This window comes from Actinomadura rayongensis (assembly GCF_009831215.1).
GTDB lineage: Bacteria > Actinomycetota > Actinomycetes > Streptosporangiales > Streptosporangiaceae > Spirillospora > Spirillospora rayongensis.
Map to the genome: position 1 here is coordinate 989080 of NZ_WUTW01000001.1, position 20506 is coordinate 1009585.

The following is a 20506-nucleotide window of genomic DNA, read 5'->3' on the forward strand; positions in this document are numbered from 1 at the left end:
AAGGCCGGAAACAGTCGTTTTCCGTCAAGGTTGTGCCCGGGCGCTACGGGAGGTCGGCCGAGGTTCGTTGGTCGGCGGACAGCAGAGCGACGAAGGTCACATTCACGCGTACGCGACGGGGAACGCGCGGATGCCGTTGACCCACGGCGAGCGCATCCGCTCGGGGCGTCCGGCGGCGCGGACGCCGGGCATCCGGTCGGCGACGGCCTCGAAGATCAGCGCGACCTCCAGCCGGGCGAGGTGGGCGCCGATGCAGTAGTGGGCGCCGCCGCCGAAGGCCAGGTGGGGGTTCGGGTCGCGGGTGATGTCGAACGTCCCGGGGTTCTCGAAGACGTCCTCGTCGAAGTTGGCGGAGCTGTAGTACAGCGCGAGGCGGTCGCCCGCCCGGATTGGGACGCCGCCCAACTCGGTGTCCTCGGTGGCCGTCCGCTGGAAGGCGGTGACGGGCGTGGCCCAGCGGATGATCTCGTCGGCCGTCGTGGCGGGGCGCTCGGCCTTGAACAGCTCCCACTGGTCCGGGTCGTCCAGGAAGGCGATCATGCCGTGGGCGATCGCGTTGCGGGTCGTCTCGTTGCCCGCGACGGCGAGCAGGATCATGAAGTAGCCGAACTCGTCGTCGGTGAGGCCGCGTCCGTCCACGTCCGCCTGGACGAGCTTCGTCACGATGTCGTGCGCCGGGCAGGCCCGCCGCCGCTCGGCCAGGTCCATCGCGTAGCCGACCAGCTCGGCGGCGGGCACGGCCGGGTCCGCGTCGCCGAGCATCCGGTCGGACCAGTCGCGCAGCTTCCCCCGGTCGTCCTGCGGGACGCCGAGCAGGTCGGCGATCGCCTGCAGCGGCAGCTCGGCGGCCACCTCGGAGACGAAGTCGCCCCCGCCGCGCACCCGCGCCGCGCGGACGATCCGGTCGGCGCGCTCGGCCAGCGCCCCGCGCAGCCCGTCGATCACGCGCGGGGTGAAGCCGCGCGCGATGATGCGGCGGAGCTTGGTGTGCTTGGGCGGGTCGAGATTGAGCAGCAGATTCTCCCGCTGCAGCGCCAGCTCGTCGGGATCCACGCCGTTGAACCGGACGACGACCCCGTTGGCGTTGGCGGAGAACAACGCGTGGTCCCGGCTGATCTCCCGGACATGCGCGTGCTTGCTGACGACCCAGAACCCGTCGTCGTCGAATCCGGTCTCACCGCGCGGCTGCGCATTCCACCAGGGCCGCCCGGACGCCCGCAGCGCCGCGAACTCGGCCAGCGGAACACGCTCGGCCAGCAGATCGGCGTCAGCGAAGTCGAAGCCCCGCGGAACGCCGGCGGACTCGGTCATGGGACGACCCCCTCCCGGGATGAGACGCGAGTCTAGTCTTGAGTATCGTCGATTTCCACCCCTGAACCACGACGAACGGCCACAAGGCACCCGCCCGTCCGGCCTCCCGCCGCCCGGCGCGGGCTCCCGGCCGGTTTCGGCCCCAGGAAACTCGCTCAAAAATCACTGCCTCGGGTTCGTGGCGGACGGGGTTGTGGCGGCGCGGTGGTGCCGGGATGCTGGGCCGATGGCGGTGTGGGGATTTGGGCGTGTAAGCGTGGTTTTGGCGTTGGTCGGGGTCATGTCGGCGGCGTTGTGGTTGGCGCGGCCGTTGGAGGTGCCCGAGTCGCGGGGGGACGCGGCGGGTGCCGGGCGGACGGTGGATCCAGGGGCGCCGTTCGCCGGGATGGATGCGGCCCGGTATGCGGACGGGGAGTTCGGGCTGGTCACGCCTCGGGCGCGGGCCATGGGCGGGTTCACTCGGGAGGAGTTGGAACTCGCTTACTGGCATGTGCGGCGGATGCTGTCGGCCGCGAGTCTCGATTCGCGCACTGTTTATCGGGGTGATGTCGGGCCGCTCGCCGGGTTGTTGGAGCCTGCGCAGCGGCGAGTGCTGACGCATGGGCGCGGGCGGGCTTGGGTGACCGCGTTCGTTCCGGGGTCGGCGGTTTCTGCGGCCGAGACCGTCAAGGTGCGGGGGACGATCAGTGCGCGGCGGGCCGGGGCGGGGGTCGTGCGGGTGCGGGCGGACCACGCGTACGTCTACGCCGTCCGGGCGCCTCATGATGCCGGGACGGTGCGGCGTGTGGTCGTCCGGCGCGTCACGGTGATCACGATTCGGCGGGCGGGGCCGGGTGTCGTGCTGCGGCTGGAGCGGTCGTCGTTCAGTGCCACGGGCGCGACTTGTGCCGGGGTGCGGCTGCGGCCCGACTTCGGGCCGGCGGCCGGCCGCCGCGCGGCGCGGTGCCGGGCGGCGGCCTGAGCGGGCGTCAGTCGCTGACGTGCGGGTCCCGGGGCTCGGCGTCGCGCGCCATGTCCAGGGCCTGGCTCTCCTCGGCCTGCTCCAGCGGCTCGCCCGGCGGGTCGTCCTGGACGGCCGCGCGGTCGGTGTCCTCGTCGGTGTAGTTCAGCGCCTTCTCCTCCGGTCCCGCGCCGAGCGCCCCGCCGGGCAGCTCGCCCGCGAGGACCTGGCCGTCGGCGGACGGGTCTGGCTCGATCCGGCTCGGCGGCGGCTCGGTGTCGGACGCCCACGCGTCGTCCCCGGGGGCGGCCGTGTCCAGGGCCGGGTCGGGTTCCTCCTGCCAGAACCGCTGGTCGAGGGTCTCGCCGCTCTGCTGCTCGCCCGCCGTCGCGCCGAAGCGCTCGGCGGTGGACCAGCGGTCGGGGACGGTGATCCCCTGGTCGAGCGGGTCGTCGTCGGGCGTGCCGTCCAGCGTGAGGCCGGGATCGAGGATCCCGTCGTTCACGAACTCGGGATCGTCGTTCTGTCGTGCCATGTCTGCGTGCCCTCCCTTCGCATCTGCCCTCTCCCTCGCCGCCAGACGGCGGCGCAAACTTCCGGGAGCGCGGGGAGCGGGGAATTCGCGTCCGGGAAAGGGCGGACGGACGCGCGGACGGGGGTCCGCCCGCGCGTCCCCGACGTCGCACCGCCGCGAAACGGTCGCCGACCCAGGAAATCCCCTAGGTTTCGCAAAAACGGCGGGAGGTGCCGGGCCGTGCCCGTTCAGTTCCGCCCCGAACCATTGCACTCCGGACATGGCACCTCGACCGGAGCGTCCTCCTCCGTTTCGGCGCGTATTCCCGTTCCTTCGCACTCCGCGCATTCCTCCGGCTTGCTGTGCTTTCCCAAGTCCCCGCTCCTCTCCGAAAAGTCGTGGACACAGTAAATGCTTTCGGGTCGACACGACAAGACCCCGTCACCTGGGGTCGTCCAGGGCCGGGACGGACGAAGGCGGACGCCCGTGCGATGCGATGTCGGATTTGGCGCGCACGCGCTTCGGAGGCGGGAAATATCGTGTTCTTTTATCTTGTTTTCGGGGCCGGCCGCCGGGCGGCGGCGCCGGGTACGGGGGGCTCTGGTGGGGTACTCAGGTCTTGTACTCAGGGCAAACCGGGTTATTTTGCGTACTCGTCCCTGCGTCCCGGTGCTCTGCCGCCGGACGCGCGGTCCGGCGAGGGTGTCAGCGGCGGTATCGAGCGGCACCGAGCACGAGGAGAACGACCCATGGGCCCGACCCCGAGAGGCCGAGCATGAGAGCGCGCATCACCGCGGCGGCGGCGCACCTGCCCGCGACCACGCTGACCAGCGCCGAGGTGGAGGCCCGCGTCGCGGCGGCGAGCGGAGGGTTCCGGCCGCTGCCGACGATCGTGGAGCGGATGACCGGGATCCGGTCCCGGCACGTCCTGGCCCCCGGCGAGCAGGCGTCCGACCTCGCGGTCGCCGCCGCCCGCACGGCCCTCGCCGAGCGCGGGCTCACGCCGGACGGCCTCGACCTGCTCGTCTTCGGGTCGGCGTCGCAGGACCTCATCGAGCCGGCGACCGCGCACATCGTCGCGGCCAAGCTCGGCGCGTCCTGCCCGGTCTTCGACGTCAAGAACGCCTGCAACAGCCTGCTCAACGGCGTCCAGACGGCGGACGCGCTGATCCGCACCGGCCAGGCCGAGCGCGCGCTCGTCTGCACCGGCGAGTCGCCGTCGCGGGCGATCCGGTGGAACGTCGCCGACCGGGCCGCGTTCGTGGACGCCTTCGCGGGCTACACGCTGTCGGACGGCGGCGCGGCCGTGCTGCTGGAGGCCGCCCCGGACGGCGGGATCTTCTACCGGGACTTCGCGGCCGTCTCGTCCGCGTGGCAGGTGGGAACGCTCCCGGGCGGCGGGTCCATGCACCCGCGCGACCCCGAGTTCACCTACTTCAGCGGCGACGGCCGCCGGCTGAAGGACGTCTTCGTCGCCGCCGGGCCGGAGATCTTCCGGACGGCCCTGGAGAAGACCGGCCTGACCTGGGACGACTTCGCGATCGTCGCCGTCCACCAGGTGACGATGCCCTACCTGGAGCTGCTGCGGACGATGCTGGAGATCCCGGCGGGCAAGCTCGTCGTCACGCTGCCCGAGCACGGGAACCTGGCGTCGGCGAGCCTGCCGTTCCAGCTCGCGACCGCGCTGCGGACGGGCCGCTGCCGTCCCGGCGACCGGGTCGCGCTGCTCGGGCTGGCGGGCGGCGTCAGCCTCGGCGTGCTGTTCGCGGAGCTGTGATGCGGCTCTGGGTGGTCGTCCCGGCCTACGACGAGGAACGGTCCATCGGCGCGACGCTGGCGCGGCTGGCGGAGCAGACCGATCCGGACTTCACCGTGCTGGTGGTGGACAACGGCAGCCGGGACGGGACGGCGGGCGTCGTCCGCGCGTTCGCCGCCGCGCACCCGAAGCTGGACCTGCGGCTCGTCGGCGAGGCGGAGAAGGGGACGGGCTCGGCCGCCGACACCGGGATGCGGCACGCGATCCGCTCCGGCGCGACCCATCTGGCCCGCACCGACGCCGACTGCCTGCCGGCGGCGGACTGGGTCGCGGCCGTCAAGCGCGCGTTCGACGGCGGCCTGGAGATGGTGAGCGGCCCGCTGCGTCCGCGCACCGACGAGTTTCCGCTGCGGCTCTGGGAGCGGCGGCTGCTGCCCGCGGTGATCGGCGTCGCCGCGCTGTTCGGGCGGCTGCGGCCCGGCAACCGCGACCCGCTCGCGCTCGGCCCGTACGTGATGATGCCCGGCTGCAACATGGCGATCACCGCCGCGCTGTACGAGCTGTCGGGCGGGTTCCCGCGCACGCGGATCGAGGACGTCCACGAGGACCGGGCGCTCGTCAACCGCGTCCGCCGCCTGACCTCGGCCTACGGGCTGCGGCCGGACGTGGTCGTGCACGGGTCGGTGCGGCGGCTGCGGGCGTTCGGGCTGGTCCGGACGCTCGGCTGGTACGCCGACCACCGCTACCGGCCCGACGTCGTGGACGTCCGGTGAACCGGCCGGTGAACTGGGAGCGGCGGCTGTACCTGGCCGCGCACCCGGTGGCGTACCCGTTCCTGCGCGGGCTGGCGAAGGCCGGGCCGGTCGTGCGCGTGCCCGGCGTCGGCGTGGTGGTGAACGACGCGGCGGCGGCGCGGGACGTCCTCATGAACGGAACCGTGTTCCGGAAGGACGGCCCCGGCTCGCCGGGCGACCTGTGGACGCCGGTGCTCGGGCCGTCCGTCCTGCTCAACATGGAGGGGGAGGCGCACCGCGCGCTGCGCGCCCGGCTGACGGGGCTGTTCACGCCCGCGTCCACGGCCGCGCTGTGCGGGCGCGTGCTGGCCGGGCCGCTCGCCGACCTCGCCGCCCGCCTCGACCGGGGCGACGCCGTGGACCTCGTGGACGTCGCCAAGACCGTCGCGGGCGCCGTGATCGCCACCGTCATCGGGCTGCCGGACGTCGACCACCGGCGGCTGTTCGCCGACGGCGAGCGGATCGTCGCGATGGTCTCGCTCCGCACCCGGACGCTGTCCCCGGCGCAGGTCGCCCGCGCCCGCGCCGTCCTGGACCCGCTCGGCGAGGCCGCCGCCGCGTCCTACGCCGCCGGGGACGACCGGACGGTCATGGGCCGGATGCGCTCCCTCGGCCTCTCGGCGGACGAGGCGCGCGGCGCCGCCGGGGCGTTCTTCCTCACCGGCACCGAGACGGTCGCGACGCTGCTGCCGCGCCTGTTCGCCCTGTTGCACGACACCGGGACGCTCACCGCCGTCGCCCGCGACCGCGCCCTGCTGGACCCGGCGATCGACGAGGCGATGCGCGTCACCACGCCGACGCCGGTGATGCTCCGGAGCGTCGCGCGTCCGGCAAAGATCGGCAAAGTGGCGGTCAAGCCCGGCGACCGGGTGCTCATCGCGACCCACAACTGCTGCCGCGCCTACGGGCCGTTCGACCTGGACCGGCCGCACCCGCCGGAGCTGCGGCGGCTCTGGTTCGGCGCCGGGCCGCACTTCTGCCTCGGCTACCCGCTCGCGCAGGCCGAGATCCGCGCCGTCGCCGGGACGCTGCTGGACGCCGGCCCGCTCACCGTCACCGCCCGCACCGCCGCCCGGCGCGTGCTCATCCCGGCCTACCGCCGCCTGCTCGTGCAACGCCGCACCACCCCCGCGCCGTCCGCGTCGTTCGGGACGGAGGCTGGGTCGTGACGCTTGTTCGTCGGCTGCTCGATCAGGCCGCCGCCGCGCCGGACGCCGTCGCGCTCGTCGCGGCCGACGGGACGACGTTGAGCTTCGGGGAGCTGCGGCGGCGGGTGCTGGCCGTCCGGCACGGGCTGCTCGCGGCCGGGCTGCGCGACGGCGACCGGATGCTGTTCTCGGTGCGGCCGTCCCCGGAGTCGCTGGTGCTGGCGCTCGGCGTCGTCGCGGCGGGCGGCGTGGTCGTGTTCGCCGACCCCGGCGCCGGGCCCGAGATGTTCGCGGCGCGGCTGCGGCTGGCGGGCCCAAGGTGGTCGGCGGCCGAGTCGTTGCTGTACGCCGGGACGCGGCTGGCGCCCGTCCGGGCGTGGGCGCGGCAGCGCGGGCTGCTGCTGCCGAACCTCGCCGACCTCGGGATCCCGCACCACGTCCGGGCCGGACGCTGGCTGCCGGGCGTGCCGCGCGGCGCGTTGTCGCTGGCGGCGCTTCAGCGCGGCCCTGCGCCCGAGCCCGGAGCGGACGGGGACCCGGACGCCCCCGCCGCCGTGATCTTCACCTCGGGCACGACCGAGCACCCGCGCGCGGTCGTCCACACGCAGGGCTCGCTGGCCGCCGCGCTCGACCTGTTCCGGGCGCGGCTGCCGCTCGGGCCGGGCGACGTCGTCCACACCGACCAGCTCATGCTGGGCCTGCCCGCGCTGATCGCCGGGGCGCGCTGGTCGCTGCCGCCGCTCGGCGGGTCCCCGGAGCGGTTCGCGCGGGACCTGGCCGCGCGCGGCGCGACGCACACGTTCTGCGTCCCGGTCCATCTCGCCGAGATCCTGGACGTCGCGCCCAGGCTGCCGGATTCGCTCCGGTACGTCCTGCTCGGCGCGGCGCCCGCCCCGGCCGCGATCCTGCGCCGGGCCGTCGCCGCCGCGCCCGCCGCCGAGGTGCTGTCGGTGTACGCGATGACGGAGATCCTGCCGGTGGCGCTCGCGACGGCCGCCGAGAAGCTGGCGCACACGGCGTCCGGCGCGGACGGCGACCTGCTCGGCACGCCGCTCGCGGACGCGACCCTCGCCGACGACGGGGAGCTGCTGCTGTCCGGCCCGAACCTGTGCCGGGGCTACCTCGGCGACCCGCCGCTGGACCGGCTCGCGACCGGCGACCTCGCCCGGCTGGACGCGGGACGGCTCGTCCTCACCGCCCGCAAGAAGGACATGCTGATCCGCGGCAAGTTCAACCTCTACCCGGGCCTGTACGAACCGGCGGTCGCGGCGCTGCCCGGCGTGGACGAGGCGGCGATCACGGGCGTCCCCGACCCGGAGACCGGGGACGAGCGGGTCGTCCTCGCGATCACCGGGACGGCGACCCCCGCCGCGCTGCGCCGCCGCCTGCCGGACGTCCTCGACCACGCCGCGCTGCCCGACGAGATCGTCGTGCTGCCCGCCCTGCCGCGCGCCGGACGGTCCCGCAAGCTCGATCGCGCCGCGCTCCGGGAGCTGGTCCGATGAGGGTCGCGGTGACCGGTGCGTCCGGGTTCGTCGGCGGGGCGGTGTGCCGGGCGCTGGCCGGGCAGGGCGTCGCGGCGCTCGCGTTCGGGCGCCGCGCCCGCGTCCCCGCCGCGCATCTGGGCGGCGCGCCCTACCGGTCGTGGGACATCACCGCCGGGCCGCTGCCGGACGCGCCGGACGTCGACGCCGTCGTCCACTGCGCCGGGAGCGTCACCGACTGGGGGAGCGCGGCCGGGCTGTTCGCCGCCAACCTGCTCGGGACGCGCCGGGTGCTCGCGGCGTTCCCGGCGGCGAGGTTCGTCCACGTGAGCACGGCCAGCGTGTACGACCCGCGCCGCCCGACCGTCCGCGCGAAGGAGCACGAGGCGCCCGTCGCCCGCTACCCCGACGCGTACGGCGCGTCCAAGGCCGCCGCCGAGCGGGCCGTGCTGGCCGCGCGGCCGGACGCGATCGTCCTGCGCCCGCACGCCGTCTACGGCCCCGGCGACACGACGCTGCTGCCGCGCGTGCTGGCGGCCGTGCGCGGACCGGTGCTGCCCGCCGTGGGGACGGGCCGCCAGCGCATCAGCCTGACCTCGATCGACACCCTCACCGCCGCGTGCGTGCGAGCCGCGACGGGACCGGCCGTGCGCGGCGTCTTCAACGTCGCCGACGCCGAGCCAATGGCGCTGGACGACGCCCTGCGCGCGGTCCTCGCCGAGCGGGGCGTCCGCGCACGTCCGGTCTACCTGCCGCACGCCGCGCTGCGCCCGCTCGCGGCGGCGGCCGAGGGCGCGTACCTGCTCGCCGGGCGCGGCGAACCGCCGCGCCTGACCCGGTACGCGATCGCGCACCTGGCCGTCGAGCGGACGCTGGACCTCACGGCGGCCCGGACGGTCCTCGGCCTGCGCCCGGCCCCGACGTCGTTCGCGGGCGCCGCGCGCTGGTGAGTCAGCTCGTCTCGATCGAGTTCTGCTGCCCCGGATAGCCGGGCTTCTGGCCCGGCAGGCCGACGCGCTCGTCGTAGAGATCGCCCGCCGTCGCCGGATGCTCGGGCGGATCCGCGGCGGGCGCGGGCGCGGCGGCGGGCGGCGGCGGGGCGTCGATCGGCGGGCCGGCGTTGATGCCCTGCGTCTCGATCAGTCCGTCGCTCTCGCCCTGGACATGGGCATGGCGGCACTTGTGGTGCGGCGTCTCGTGCGGCATGGACGGCCCCTACCCCGTGAGCGCTTGGAGCAACGCACGAAGCGCGGCGGCACGCCGGCGGCGGGTTCGGAAGTTCGTCCCTCGACGCGAACGCCCGCGCGGCGATCTACTGCAGGTAGACAGGGAGGAGGGACGTTCTTGACCGAGCCTGCGGGAGTGGACGCGTTCAACGCGCTGCCGGGCGACGCCGCCCACGCCGCGCTGCTCGCCTGCTGCGCGTCCCCGGTGTTCGCCGCCGAGGTGACCGCCCGGCGCCCCTACAGCGACGCCGCCGACCTGCACCGCGTCGCCGCCGCCGCCCTCGCCCGGCTCGACTGGGACGACGTCGCCGACGCCCTCGCCGCCCACCCCCGCATCGGCGAGCGCGCCGCCGGACCCGACCGCGAGGCCGCCTGGTCGCGCGCCGAGCAGTCCGGGATGGACGCCGCCGACGACGCCCTGCGCCGCGCCCTCGCCGAGGGCAACCGCGCCTACGAGGCGCGGTTCGGCCACGTGTACCTGGTGTGCGCCAGCGGACTCGGGCCGGGCGCGCTGTTCGCGGCGCTGCGCGTCCGGCTCGGCAACGACCCCGGCGCCGAGCGCGCCGTCGTCCGCGCCGAACTCGCCAAGATCACCGCGCTGCGGCTCGACCGGATCACCGGAGGGGGCCGATGACGCTCTCCACGCACGTCCTCGACGCGGCGGCCGGACGTCCCGCCGCCGGGGTCCCGGTGACGCTGGAGCGCCGCTGCGACGACCGGCGTGACGGCTGGACGGTCCTCGCGACGGCCGTCACCGACGACGACGGACGGGTCCGCGACTTCGGACCGGTCCACCCGGGCGTCCACCGGCTCACGTTCGACACCGAAGCCCTCTCGACGTTCTACCCGGAGGTCGCGGTCGCGTTCGTCGTCGCGGATGAAGGGCACCACCACGTCCCGCTGCTGCTGAGCCCGTTCGCCTACTCGACCTACCGAGGGAGCTAGGAATGTCCATCGTTCTCGGTCCGAACCGCTACGGGAAGGCGGAGACGCGCGTCGTCCGCGTGGACCGCGACGGCCCCGTCCACTCCCTCAAGGACCTCAACGTGAGCGTGGCGCTGGCGGGGGACCTGGACGAGGTGTTCCTGTCCGGCGACAACGCGCCCGTCCTGCCCACCGACAGCCAGAAGAACACCGTGTTCGCGTTCGCCCGCAAGCACGGCATCGGGGAGATCGAGGACTTCGCGCTCCTGCTCGCCCGCCACTTCGTCGACTCCCAGCCCACGATCCACCACGCCCGCGTGGAGATCGAGGAGTACGCGTGGGAGCGCGTGCTCGTGCCGGGCAGCGAGGAGCGGCACTCGTTCGTCCGGGCCGGGACGGAGGTCCGCACGGCGCTCGTCCACAGCGAGGGCACCGGCGGGGCGGAGACGGTCGTGTCGGGGCTGAAGAACCTGGTCGTCCTCAACTCCACGGCCAGCGAGTTCCACGGCTACGTCGAGGACGAGTACACGACGCTGCCGCCCACCCGCGACCGCGTCCTCGCGACCGAGGTCACCGCGACCTGGCGGCACCGCGGCACCGCGACCGCCGACTACGGGGAGTCGTTCCGCGAGACGCGGCGCTGCCTGCTGGAGGCGTTCGCCGGGACGTACAGCCTGTCGCTCCAGCAGACGCTGTACGCGATGGGACGCAAGGCGCTGACGGAACGCACCGAGCTGTGCGAGGTCCGGATGGCGATGCCCAACAAGCACCACTTCGACGTCGATCTCAGCCCGTTCGGCCTGGACAACCCGAACGAGGTGTTCTTCGCGGCGGACCGTCCGTACGGGCTGATCGAGGGAACCGTCCTCACCGGCGACGCGCCGGACGCGTCGTTCGCCTGGAACTGAGGAAAGCTGGACGGTATGGAATTCCTGCGGCCCACGACCTGGGACGACGCGCTCGCCGCCCGCGCCGCCCACCCCGGCGCGCTGCCGATCCAGGGCGGCACCGACGTCATGGTCGAGCTGAACTTCGACGTCCGGCGCCCGGCCGCGCTGCTCGACCTGACCGGCGTCGCCGAGCTGCGCGGCTGGGACGCCGACGGCGACGCGATCCGGATCGGCGCGGGCGTCCCGTACGCGCGGATCATCGCCGAGCTGGGCGGACGGCTGCCGGGCCTCGCGCAGGCGGCGCGGACGGTCGGCTCGCCGCAGATCCGCAACCGGGGCACGGTCGGCGGCAACCTCGGCGCGGCGTCCCCGGCGGGCGACAGCCATCCGCCGCTGCTGGCGTCCGGCGCCACCGTGGAGGCCGAGTCCGCCGCGCGGGGCGTCCGCGAGATCCCGGTCGGCGAGTTCTACACCGGGCCGAAGCGCAGCGCGCTGGAGCCGGACGAGCTGATCCGCGCGATCCGCGTCCCGACGGCGCCCGGCCCGCAGTACTTCGCCAAGATCGGCACCCGGAACGCGATGGTGATCGCCGTGTGCTCGTTCGCGGTCGCGCTCGACCCGGCGCGGCGGCGCGCGGGCACCGGCATCGGCTCGGCCGGGCCGACGCCGCTGCGGGCGCGCGAGGCCGAGGACTTCCTCGCCGCGCACCTGGACTGGGACGGCGGCGGCCCGCTGGACGACGTCGTCGCCCGCAAGTTCGGCGACCTCGTCGCGGGCGCCGCGTCCCCGATCGACGACGTGCGCGGCACCGCCGCGTACCGCGGCCACGCGCTCGGCGTGCTGGCCCGCCGCACGCTGGGCTGGGCGTGGCGCGAACATACCGGCCAGACGCGAAGGGAGGCGTCCTGACATGCGCGTGAACGTCACCGTGAACGGGTCCGCCGCGACCGTGGACGACGTCTGGGAGGGCGAGAGCCTGCTCTACATGCTCCGCGAGCGGATGGGGCTGCCCGGCTCGAAGAACGCCTGCGAGCAGGGCGAATGCGGGTCCTGCACGGTCTATCTGGACGGCCTGCCGGTCTGCTCGTGCCTGGTCGCGGCGGGGCAGGCCGAGGGCCGCGCCGTCCGGACGGTGGAGGGCCTGGCGGGCGCGGACGGGCTCGACCCCGTCCAGCGGGCGTTCGTGGACGCGGGCGCGGTGCAGTGCGGCTTCTGCACGCCGGGCCTGATCGTCCAGACGCACGACCTGATCAACCGCGTCCCCGACCCGGACGACGCCGAGATCCGCGAGGCGCTGGCGGGCAACCTGTGCCGCTGCACCGGCTACGAGAAGATCCTCGACGCCGTCCGCCTCGCCGCCGCGCGCCGGCGGGAGGACGCATGACCGTCGTCATCGAGAACGCGCACGTCGTCACGGTCTCCGGCGCCGAGCACCCCGGCGGCCATGTCGTCATCGAGGGTGACCGGATCACGGCCGTCGGCCCCGGCCCGGCGCCGGTCACCGGCGGCGAGCGGATCGACGGCACCGGCTGCCTCGCGACGCCCGGCCTCGTCAACACCCACCACCACCTGTACCAGTGGGCGAGCCAGGGCCTCGCGCCCGACGCGACGCTGTTCGAGTGGCTGAAGACCCTCTACCGGCCGTGGTCGAAGATGGACGCCGAGGTCGTCGCGGGCGCCGCGACGGCCGGGCTGGCGTGGCTGGCCAAGTCGGGCTGCACGACCACGACCGACCACCACTACATCTTCCCCAAGGGACGCGGGGACCTGTTCGCCGCCGAGATCGACGCGGCGCGCGAGGTCGGCGTCCGGTTCCACCCGTGCCGGGGGTCGATGGACCTCGGCGCGTCGCGCGGCGGCCTCCCGCCGGACGAGATCGTGGAGGACCTGGACACGATCCTCGAAGAGACCGCCGCCGCGATCGACGCCCACCACGACCCGTCGCCGGGGTCGATGCTGCGGGTCGCGGTCGCGCCGTGCTCGCCGTTCTCGGTGACGAAGGACCTGCTCGTCCGGTCGGCGGAGCTGGCGCGGGACAAGGGCGTCCGGCTGCACACCCACCTCGCCGAGACGCTGGACGAGGAGGACTACACCCGCCGCGAGTTCGGCCTGACCCCCGTCGAGTACATGGAGACGCTGGGCTGGCTCGGCCCGGACGTGTGGCTGGCGCACTGCGTCCACCTGCACGACGACGACGTGAAGCGGCTCGCCGACACCGGCACCGGCACCGCGCACTGCCCCAGCTCCAACGCCCGGCTCGGCTCCGGCATCGCCCGCGTGGCGCACCTGCTGGAGGCGGGCGCGCCGGTCGGGCTCGGCGTGGACGGGGCGGCGTCCGCCGAGTTCGTCCCGCTCGCCGGCGAGATCCGCCAGGCGGTCTACATGCAGCGCGCCCGCTACGGCCCGCGCGCCCTCACCGCCCGGCAGGCGCTGGAGATCGCGACGCTCGGCGGGGCGCGCTGCCTCGGCCGGGCGGACGAGATCGGCTCGCTGGAACCCGGCAAGCTCGCCGACGTCGCGCTGTGGCGGGTGGACGGGTTCCACGCCGCCGCCGACGATCCCGTCCTCGCCTTCGCCTACGGGGCGACGCCGCCGCTGGAACGGCTGCTGGTCGGTGGCAGGACGGTCGTACGCGGCGACGAACTGGTCACCATCGCGCAGGACGAGGCCGGACGGCGCGGCGCCGCCGCCCACCGCCGCCTCATGACGCTCGCCCGGGAGGTGCTCTAGATGGCCGCTCCCGTGAAGGCGCCGGGCCGGGTCGACGCGCCCGGCCGGGGCCGCGTCGGCGACAGCCCGCCGCGTCCGGACGGCACGCTCAAGGTCACCGGCGAGTTCGCCTACGCGTCCGACCTGTGGATGAGCGGGATGCTGTGGGGCGCGACGCTGCGCAGCCCCCACCCGCGCGCCCGGATCCGGTCGCTGGACGTCGGTCCCGCGCTGGCGACGCCCGGCGTCCACGCCGTCCTGACGCACGAGGACGTGCCCGGCGCGAAGGTGTTCGGCTTGGACCTGCCCGACCAGCCCGTCCTGGCGGTGGACGAGGTCCGCTACCAGGGCGAGCCGGTCGCGCTCGTCGCCGCCGACCATCCGGAGATCGCCCGCCGCGCGCTGGACCGGATCGTCGTGGACTACGAGGTGCTGGAGCCGGTCACCGACGCGCGGGCCGTCGTCGCCGACCCCGAGCGGTACCGGGTGCAGGAGAACGGCGGGATCGTGCGGCACCAGCCCGTCCGGGTCGGGGACGTCGACCGGGCCCGCGCGGAGGCGGAGGTCGTCGTCACCGGCGAGTACGAGGTCGGCATCCAGGACCAGGCGTTCCTCGGACCGGAGGCGGGGCTCGCGGTGCCCGCCGACGACGGCGGCGTCGACCTGTACGTCTCGACGCAGTGGATCCACCGGGACGTCGAGCAGATCGCGCCCTGCCTGGACCTGCCCGCCGAGAGGATCCGGATGACGATGGCCGGGGTCGGCGGCGCGTTCGGCGGGCGCGAGGACCTGTCGATGCAGATCCACGCCGCGATGCTCGCGCTGCGCACCGGACGCCCGGTGAAGATGTCCTACAACCGGCGGGAGTCGTTCTTCGGGCACGTCCACCGGCATCCGGCGTGGATGCGGTACGAGTACGGCGCCACGAAGGAAGGGCGGCTGCTGTACGCGGACGTCCAGATCGTCCTGGACGGCGGCGCGTACACCTCGTCGTCCATGAACGTGGTCGGCAACGCGGCGTCGCTCGGCGTCGGGCCGTACGAGTTCCCGAACCTCCGCATCGACGGGTACGGCGCGTACACCAACAACCCGCCGTGCGGCGCGATGCGCGGGTTCGGGGCCGTCCAGGCGTGCTTCGCCTACGAGTCGATGATGGACAGGCTGGCCGCCGCGTGCGGGCTCACGCCCGTCCAGATCCGGCACCGCAACGCCGTCACGCAGGGGTCGCGGCTGGCCACCGGGCAGATCATCGACTCCCCGGCGCCGCTCGCGCCGATGCTGGAGCGGCTGGAGGCGATGCCGCTGCCGCCCGTCGCGGACACCTCCGACCTGCGGAACCTGCCCGGCGGCGTCGCGCAGACCACGCACGGCGAGGGCGTCGTGCGGGGGATCGGCTACGGCGTCGGGATCAAGAACATCTGCTTCTCCGAGGGGTTCGACGACCTGTCCACCGCGCGCGTCCGGCTGGAGGCGATCGGCGGGGAGCCGACCGTGCTCGTCCACACCGCCGCCGCCGAGGTCGGGCAGGGGCTCGTCACGCTCAAGGCGCAGATCGCGCGGACCGAACTCGGCGTGGACCGGGTGACGATCGCCCCGGCCGACAACGCGGTGGGCAACGCGGGGTCGTCCAGCGCGTCCCGGCAGTCGTACATGACGGGCGGCGCGGTGAAGGCCGCGTGCGAGGCGGTGCGCGCGGAACTGCTCGCGCGGGCCGCGCGCCGGACGGGCCGCGGCGACCTGTCGGTGCGGAACGGCGTGATCGTGTCGCGCGCGGCGGGCGAGGTCGCGACGGTCGCGGAGATCCTCGGGGACGACCCGATCGAGGAGACCCGCGAGTACCACCACCGGCCGACGACGCCGCTCGACCCGGTGACGGGCCAGGGCTCCAGCCACACCCAGCTGGCACTGTGCGTACACCGCGCGGTCGTGGACGTGGACGTCGAACTCGGCCTGGTCAAGGTGGTCGAGCTGGCCGCCGTCCAGGACGTCGGACGGATCATGAACCGGCAGTCGCTGGAGGGCCAGATCCACGGCGGCACCGCGCAGGGCCTCGGGCTCGCGGTGATGGAGGAGATCGTCGTCGCGGACGGGGCGATCCGGAACCCGTCGTTCACCGACTACCTCATCCCGACCATCCTCGACATGCCGCCGATGCGCCTGGACATCGTGGAATATCCGGACCCGCACGCCCCCTACGGCTTGCGCGGCGCGGGCGAACCGCCGACGCTGTCGTCCACGCCCGCGATCGTCGCAGCCCTCCGCGACGCGACCGGCAAGGCGCTCACGCGGGTGCCCGTCCGGCCGGAACACCTCGTGGGCTGATGGGAGGCCCGCCGTGAGACGCTTCGCGGTCAACTGCTCGATCCTGTTCACGGAGCTGCCGCTCCTGGACCGTCCGGCCGCCGCCGCTGCGGCCGGGTTCCGCGCCGTGGAGTTCTGGTGGCCGTGGCCGGGCGTGCCCGTGCCCGGCGCCGCCGAGGTGGACGCGTTCTGCGCGGCCGTCACGGACGCCGGGGTCGAGCTGGTCGCGCTCAACGCCTACGCGGGCGACATGCCCGCCGGGGAGCGCGGCGTCCTCGCCCATCCGGGCCGGGTCGCCGAGTTCCGGTCCAGCCTGCCCGTCCTCGCCGGGATCGCCGAGCGGACGGGCGTGCGCCGCTTCAACACGCTCTACGGGCAGGGAGAGGCCGCGACGGCGACCGCGAACCTCGTCCACATGGCGGGCGTGGTGCCGGGGACCGCGCTGATCGAGCCGCTGGCCCGCGAGTTCAACGGCGGGTACGCGCTGGCCACGGCCGCCGAGGCGGTGGCCGTCGTGGAGCGGGCGCGGGACGCGGGCGCCGATGCCGCGTTCCTGCTGGACACCTTCCACCTCGCGAGCAACGGCGACGACCCGGTGAAGGCGGCGCACGAGCCGACGCTCGGGCACGTGCAGGTCGCGGACGCGCCGGGCCGGGGCCGTCCGGGCACCGGCACGGTGGACTTCCCGGGCGTCCTCGCCGCGCTGGACGACGCGGGCTACGACGGCTGGATCTCACTGGAGTACGTCGGCCCCGCCGACTTCGGCTGGCTGGCGGCCTGGTGAGCGGGACCATCCTCGTCGCGCCCGACAAGTTCAAGGGCACGCTGACCGCCGCCGAGGCCGCCGCGCGCATCGCCGACGGGCTGGCCGGGCTGGGCCTGCCGGTCGTCCCGCTGCCCGTCGCGGACGGCGGCGACGGCACCGTGGACGCCGTCGTCGCCGCCGGGTTCGCCCGGCGCACCGCGACCGTCACCGGCCCGGCGGGCGCGCCCGTCCACGCGTCCTACGCGGTGCGCGGGACGACCGCCGTGATCGAGCTGGCCGAGGCGTCCGGGCTGCGCCGCCTGCCGGGCGGGCGGCCGAGCCCGCTGACCGCCACCACGCGCGGCACCGGCGAGCTGATCGACGCGGCGCTGCGCGGCGGCGCGACCCGGATCGTCCTCGGCCTCGGCGGCAGCGCCACCACCGACGGCGGCACCGGGCTGGCCGCCGCGCTCGGCGCCCGGTTCCGCGACGCGGCCGGGCATCCGCTGCCGCCCGGCGGCGCCGCGCTGCGCGACCTCGCCGCCCTCGACCTCGCGGGCGTCGCGGCCCGGCTGCGCGGGGCGGAGATCGTCGTCGCGACCGACGTGGACAACCCGCTGCTCGGCCCGGACGGCGCCGCCGCCGTCTTCGGCCCGCAGAAGGGCGCGACGCCCGGCGACGTGGCCGTCCTGGAGGCGGGCCTCGCCCGGCTCGCCGTGCTGGCGCCCGACCCCTCGGTCGCCGACCGGCCCGGCGCGGGCGCGGCGGGCGGCACGGGCTTCGCGGCGCTGGCGTTCCTCGGCGCGACGATCCGGCCCGGCATCGACTACCTCCTCGACCTGCTCGGGTTCGCCGACCGGCTCGCGGACGCGGCCGTCGTGATCACCGGCGAGGGGTCGCTGGACCACCAGTCGCTGCGCGGCAAGGCCCCCTACGGCGTGGCGCGCGCCGCCGCCCGCGCCGGGGTGCCGGTCGTCGTGCTCGCCGGGCGCAGCGAGCTGAGCGAGGCCGAGGCGCGGCAGGCCGGGTTCGCGGCCGTCCACACGCTGACCTCGCTCGTCCCGGCCGGCGCCGGGGACCCGCTGGCCTGGATCGTCGCCAACGGGCCCGGCCAGATGCTCCGGGCGCTCGCCGCCTCGATCGCCCGCGACCTCCCGGGAGGACCCTGGTGACCCACGACCTCGTGCTGCGCTCCCGCCGGACCGTGCTGCCGGACGGCGAACGGCCCGCCGCCGTCGCCGTCCGCGCCGGGACGATCGCCGCCGTCGCGCCCTACGACGCCGTCCTGCCCGCCGCCGCCGACCGCGACCTCGGCGACCTCGCGCTGCTGCCCGGCCTGGTGGACACCCACGTCCACATCAACGAGCCCGGCCGCACCGCGTGGGAGGGCTTCGCGACCGCGACCCGCGCGGCGGCGGCCGGGGGCGTCACGACGCTGGTCGACATGCCGCTCAACGCCCTGCCGCCCACCACGACCGTGGAGGCGCTGCGGATCAAGCGCGCGGCGGCCCGCGACAAGATCGGCGTGGACGTCGGGTTCTGGGGCGGCGCGGTGCCGGGCAACCTGCCCGACCTGCGGCCCCTGCACGACGCGGGCGTGTACGGGTTCAAGTGCTTCATGTCCGACTCGGGCGTTCCGGAGTTCCCGCCGCTGGACGCCGAGCGGATGGCGGCGGCGTTCGCGGCCGTCGCGGCGTTCGACGGGCTCATGATCGTCCACGCCGAGGATCCGGGCGTCCTCACCGAGCCCGCGTCCGGGGAGTACGGCGCGTTCCTGGCGTCGCGTCCGCCGTCCGCCGAGCGCCGCGCGGTCGAACGGGTCATCGCCCTCGCCGAGCGGACGGGCGTCCGCGCGCACATCCTGCACCTGTCGGCCGCCGACTGCCTGGAACCGCTCGCGGCGGCGCGGGCGCGCGGCGTCCGGATCACCGCCGAGACCTGCCCGCACTACCTGACGCTGTCGGACGCCGACGCCGTCACGCCCGCGTTCAAGTGCTGCCCGCCGATCCGCGACGCCGCCAACCGCGACGCGCTCTGGGACGGCCTGGCGGCCGGGGTGATCACCTGCGTCGTCACCGACCACTCGCCCTGCACGCCCGACCTCAAACAGGGCGACTTCGCGACCGCGTGGGGCGGGGTGTCCTCGCTCCAGCTCGGGTTCGCGGCCGTCTGGACGGCGGCGCGCGAGCGCGGGCGCACGCTCGCCGACGTCACCGGCTGGATGGCCGCCGCGCCCGCCGCCCTCGCCGGGCTGCCGCGCAAGGGCGCCATCGCCGTCGGGAACGATGCCGACCTCGTGGCGTTCGACACCGGCGCCGTCCGCGTCGTGGACCCCGCCGACCTGCACCACCGCAACCCCGTCACCGCCTACGCGGGCCGGACGCTCGCCGGCCGCGCCGTCACCACCTGGCTGCGCGGCGTCCCGGTGGACGACGTCCCGCGCGGCGCCCTGCTGACCCGGAACGGAGCCCCGTGAGCGACTTCCCCGACCTGCCCGACCTCGCCGTCCGGACCCTCGGCGGCTCGGTCGTCGCGGCCAGCGACGAGTCCTTCGAGGAGAAGGAGAACCTGATCAACCCGTGGGCGCCGGAGTTCCGCCCCGCGACGTTCGGGCCGAAGGGCCAGGAGTACGACGGCTGGGAGACCGCGCGGCGCCGGCCGGGACCGGACGGCGACTACGGCCACGACTGGGCGGTCGTCCGGCTCGGGCTGCCCGGCGTCATCCGGGGCGTCGTGATCGACACGGCCTGGTTCACCGGGAACTACCCGCCGCACGCGTCCGTCGAGGCGTGCGGGGTCGACGGCCACCCGTCCCCGGACGAGCTGGCCGCCGCCGAGTGGACCGAGATCGTCCCGCGCGCCGCGCTCCAGGGCGGCACCGCCCACGCGTTCCCGGTGGCGGTCGCGCGGCGGTTCACGCACGTCCGGCTCAACATCTTCCCCGACGGCGGGGTGGCGCGGCTGCGCGTCCACGGCGACGTCGTGCCCGACCCGCGCCCGCTCACCGGCCTCACCGTCGACCTCGCCGCGCTGGAGAACGGCGCCCGCGTCGTCGAGTGCTCCAACAGCTTCTACTCCGCGCCCGACCGGATGCTGTACCCCGGCTCGGCGCGCGACCAGTCCGAGGGCTGGGAGACCGCGCGGCGCCGCGACGGCGGGCACGACTGGGCGGTCGTCCGGCTGGCCGCGCCCGGGACCGTCCGGCTCGCCGAGATCGACACGACCCACCTCAAGTTCAACGCGCCCGGCCACGTCACCCTCGACGGCCGGGACGCGCGCGCCGGCGACCCCGACGACTGGACGCCGCTGCTGCCCCGCACCCGCGTCCAGCCCGACGGACGGCACCGGTTCCGGCTCGACGGCGGGCCCGAGGTCACGCACGTCCGGCTCGGCCTGCACCCCGACGGCGGGATGTCCCGGCTGCGCCTGTTCGGCGACCTCACGCCCGCCGGGGAGCGGGCCCTCGCCGACCGGTTCGCCGCGCTGACCCGCCGGGAGGGCTGACACCTCCCGGCGGGACGGGATCAGCCGTTCTCGGCCGGCTCCTCCAGCAGGTCGTCGAACTCGCCGTCCTTCACGCCCGCGATGAACGCCTCCCACTCGGCCTCGGTGAAGTAGAGGGTCGGCCCCTCGTCGTTCGTCGCGCGCATCACGACGGCGCGGTCACCGAACTCCTTGTGGTTCACGGGGACGTCCTTGCCGTCGATGAACTCGATGATCAGGCCGTCGCTGATGAACGGCTCTCTCTCGCTCACTGGCGCATC

The 20506-nt window shown here is 75.2% G+C and carries 21 protein-coding genes; 17 read left to right on the top strand and 4 right to left on the bottom strand.

Going from position 1 to position 20506, the window contains the following annotated elements; all coding sequences use genetic code 11:
- Positions 1 to 102 precede the first annotated feature (102 nt).
- Entirely contained in the window at positions 103 to 1311 is a 1209-nt protein-coding gene (locus GQ466_RS04770) for a cytochrome P450 (RefSeq protein ID WP_161101513.1), read from the bottom strand.
- A 619-nt stretch (positions 1312 to 1930) separates the two neighbouring features.
- Between GQ466_RS04770 and GQ466_RS04775 the strand changes: the two genes are divergently transcribed.
- Positions 1931 to 2272, top strand: coding sequence for a hypothetical protein (locus GQ466_RS04775; protein WP_161101514.1), 342 nt, complete (start codon positions 1931 to 1933; stop codon positions 2270 to 2272).
- Between the two features lie 7 nt (positions 2273 to 2279).
- On the opposite strand, the gene GQ466_RS32215 is transcribed toward GQ466_RS04775, so the two are convergent.
- Entirely contained in the window at positions 2280 to 2786 is a 507-nt protein-coding gene (locus tag GQ466_RS32215; protein WP_161101515.1) for a hypothetical protein, read from the bottom strand.
- Positions 2787 to 3540: 754 nt separating this feature from the next.
- Here GQ466_RS32215 and GQ466_RS04785 point away from each other — a divergent pair.
- Genes GQ466_RS04785 through GQ466_RS04805 form a run of 5 tightly spaced genes read left to right on the top strand, consistent with a single transcriptional unit; the run spans position 3541 to position 8897 of the window.
- Positions 3541 to 4542: a 3-oxoacyl-ACP synthase III family protein gene (locus GQ466_RS04785; protein WP_161101516.1), complete on the top strand. Its 1002-nt coding sequence runs from the start codon at positions 3541 to 3543 to the stop codon at positions 4540 to 4542.
- On the top strand, positions 4542 to 5294 hold the full coding sequence (locus GQ466_RS04790; RefSeq protein ID WP_161101517.1) for a glycosyltransferase family 2 protein: 753 nt from the start codon (positions 4542 to 4544) through the stop codon (positions 5292 to 5294). The genes GQ466_RS04785 and GQ466_RS04790 overlap by 1 nt, the downstream gene beginning before the upstream one ends.
- The gene (locus GQ466_RS04795; RefSeq protein ID WP_337193320.1) at positions 5291 to 6484 is read left to right on the top strand and encodes a cytochrome P450; all 1194 of its coding nucleotides are present in this window, start codon (positions 5291 to 5293) and stop codon (positions 6482 to 6484) included. The genes GQ466_RS04790 and GQ466_RS04795 overlap by 4 nt, the downstream gene beginning before the upstream one ends.
- Positions 6481 to 7968: an AMP-binding protein gene (locus tag GQ466_RS04800; RefSeq protein WP_161101518.1), complete on the top strand. Its 1488-nt coding sequence runs from the start codon at positions 6481 to 6483 to the stop codon at positions 7966 to 7968. The genes GQ466_RS04795 and GQ466_RS04800 overlap by 4 nt, the downstream gene beginning before the upstream one ends.
- Positions 7965 to 8897 carry an NAD-dependent epimerase/dehydratase family protein gene (locus GQ466_RS04805; protein ID WP_161101519.1) on the top strand — a complete coding sequence of 311 codons (933 nt, stop codon included), beginning with the start codon at positions 7965 to 7967 and terminating at the stop codon, positions 8895 to 8897. The genes GQ466_RS04800 and GQ466_RS04805 overlap by 4 nt, the downstream gene beginning before the upstream one ends.
- Before the next feature lies 1 nt (position 8898).
- On the opposite strand, the gene GQ466_RS04810 is transcribed toward GQ466_RS04805, so the two are convergent.
- On the bottom strand, positions 8899 to 9153 hold the full coding sequence (locus GQ466_RS04810; protein WP_161101520.1) for a hypothetical protein: 255 nt from the start codon (positions 9151 to 9153) through the stop codon (positions 8899 to 8901).
- A gap of 138 nt (positions 9154 to 9291) precedes the next feature.
- Here GQ466_RS04810 and uraD point away from each other — a divergent pair, with 138 nt between their 5' ends.
- The 11 genes from uraD to alc are packed head-to-tail and all read left to right on the top strand — an operon-like array spanning position 9292 to position 20246.
- Positions 9292 to 9807, top strand: coding sequence for a 2-oxo-4-hydroxy-4-carboxy-5-ureidoimidazoline decarboxylase (gene uraD / locus GQ466_RS04815; protein WP_237417595.1), 516 nt, complete (start codon positions 9292 to 9294; stop codon positions 9805 to 9807).
- The gene (uraH, locus tag GQ466_RS04820; protein WP_161101522.1) at positions 9804 to 10118 is read left to right on the top strand and encodes a hydroxyisourate hydrolase; all 315 of its coding nucleotides are present in this window, start codon (positions 9804 to 9806) and stop codon (positions 10116 to 10118) included. The genes uraD and uraH overlap by 4 nt, the downstream gene beginning before the upstream one ends.
- Positions 10119 to 10120: 2 nt before the next feature.
- Positions 10121 to 11005, top strand: coding sequence for a factor-independent urate hydroxylase (gene pucL, locus GQ466_RS04825; RefSeq protein ID WP_161101523.1), 885 nt, complete (start codon positions 10121 to 10123; stop codon positions 11003 to 11005).
- 15 nt (positions 11006 to 11020) lie between these two features.
- Entirely contained in the window at positions 11021 to 11896 is an 876-nt protein-coding gene (locus tag GQ466_RS04830; RefSeq protein WP_161101524.1) for an FAD binding domain-containing protein, read from the top strand.
- Between the two features lies 1 nt (position 11897).
- On the top strand, positions 11898 to 12371 hold the full coding sequence (locus GQ466_RS04835; RefSeq protein WP_161101525.1) for a (2Fe-2S)-binding protein: 474 nt from the start codon (positions 11898 to 11900) through the stop codon (positions 12369 to 12371).
- Positions 12368 to 13717 (top strand): 8-oxoguanine deaminase, encoded by a 1350-nt coding sequence (locus GQ466_RS04840; protein WP_161101526.1) that lies wholly within the window; start codon positions 12368 to 12370, stop codon positions 13715 to 13717. Before GQ466_RS04835 ends, GQ466_RS04840 begins: the two co-directional genes overlap by 4 nt.
- The gene (gene pucD / locus GQ466_RS04845) at positions 13718 to 16018 is read left to right on the top strand and encodes a xanthine dehydrogenase subunit D (RefSeq protein ID WP_161101527.1); all 2301 of its coding nucleotides are present in this window, start codon (positions 13718 to 13720) and stop codon (positions 16016 to 16018) included.
- 13 nt (positions 16019 to 16031) lie between these two features.
- On the top strand, positions 16032 to 16781 hold the full coding sequence (locus tag GQ466_RS04850) for a TIM barrel protein (RefSeq protein WP_161101528.1): 750 nt from the start codon (positions 16032 to 16034) through the stop codon (positions 16779 to 16781).
- Complete coding sequence (locus GQ466_RS04855) at positions 16778 to 17914, top strand: glycerate kinase (protein WP_337193321.1); 1137 nt, start codon at positions 16778 to 16780, stop codon at positions 17912 to 17914. Before GQ466_RS04850 ends, GQ466_RS04855 begins: the two co-directional genes overlap by 4 nt.
- Positions 17908 to 19218 (top strand): allantoinase AllB, encoded by a 1311-nt coding sequence (gene allB, locus GQ466_RS04860; protein WP_161102403.1) that lies wholly within the window; start codon positions 17908 to 17910, stop codon positions 19216 to 19218. Before GQ466_RS04855 ends, allB begins: the two co-directional genes overlap by 7 nt.
- Positions 19215 to 20246 (top strand): allantoicase, encoded by a 1032-nt coding sequence (alc, locus tag GQ466_RS04865; RefSeq protein WP_161101529.1) that lies wholly within the window; start codon positions 19215 to 19217, stop codon positions 20244 to 20246. The genes allB and alc overlap by 4 nt, the downstream gene beginning before the upstream one ends.
- Positions 20247 to 20266: 20 nt before the next feature.
- Here the strand turns inward: alc and GQ466_RS04870 are convergent, their stop codons facing one another.
- A complete protein-coding gene (locus GQ466_RS04870) occupies positions 20267 to 20497 on the bottom strand; it encodes a DUF397 domain-containing protein (protein ID WP_161101530.1) in 231 nt (76 codons plus the stop codon).
- Positions 20498 to 20506 lie beyond the last annotated feature (9 nt).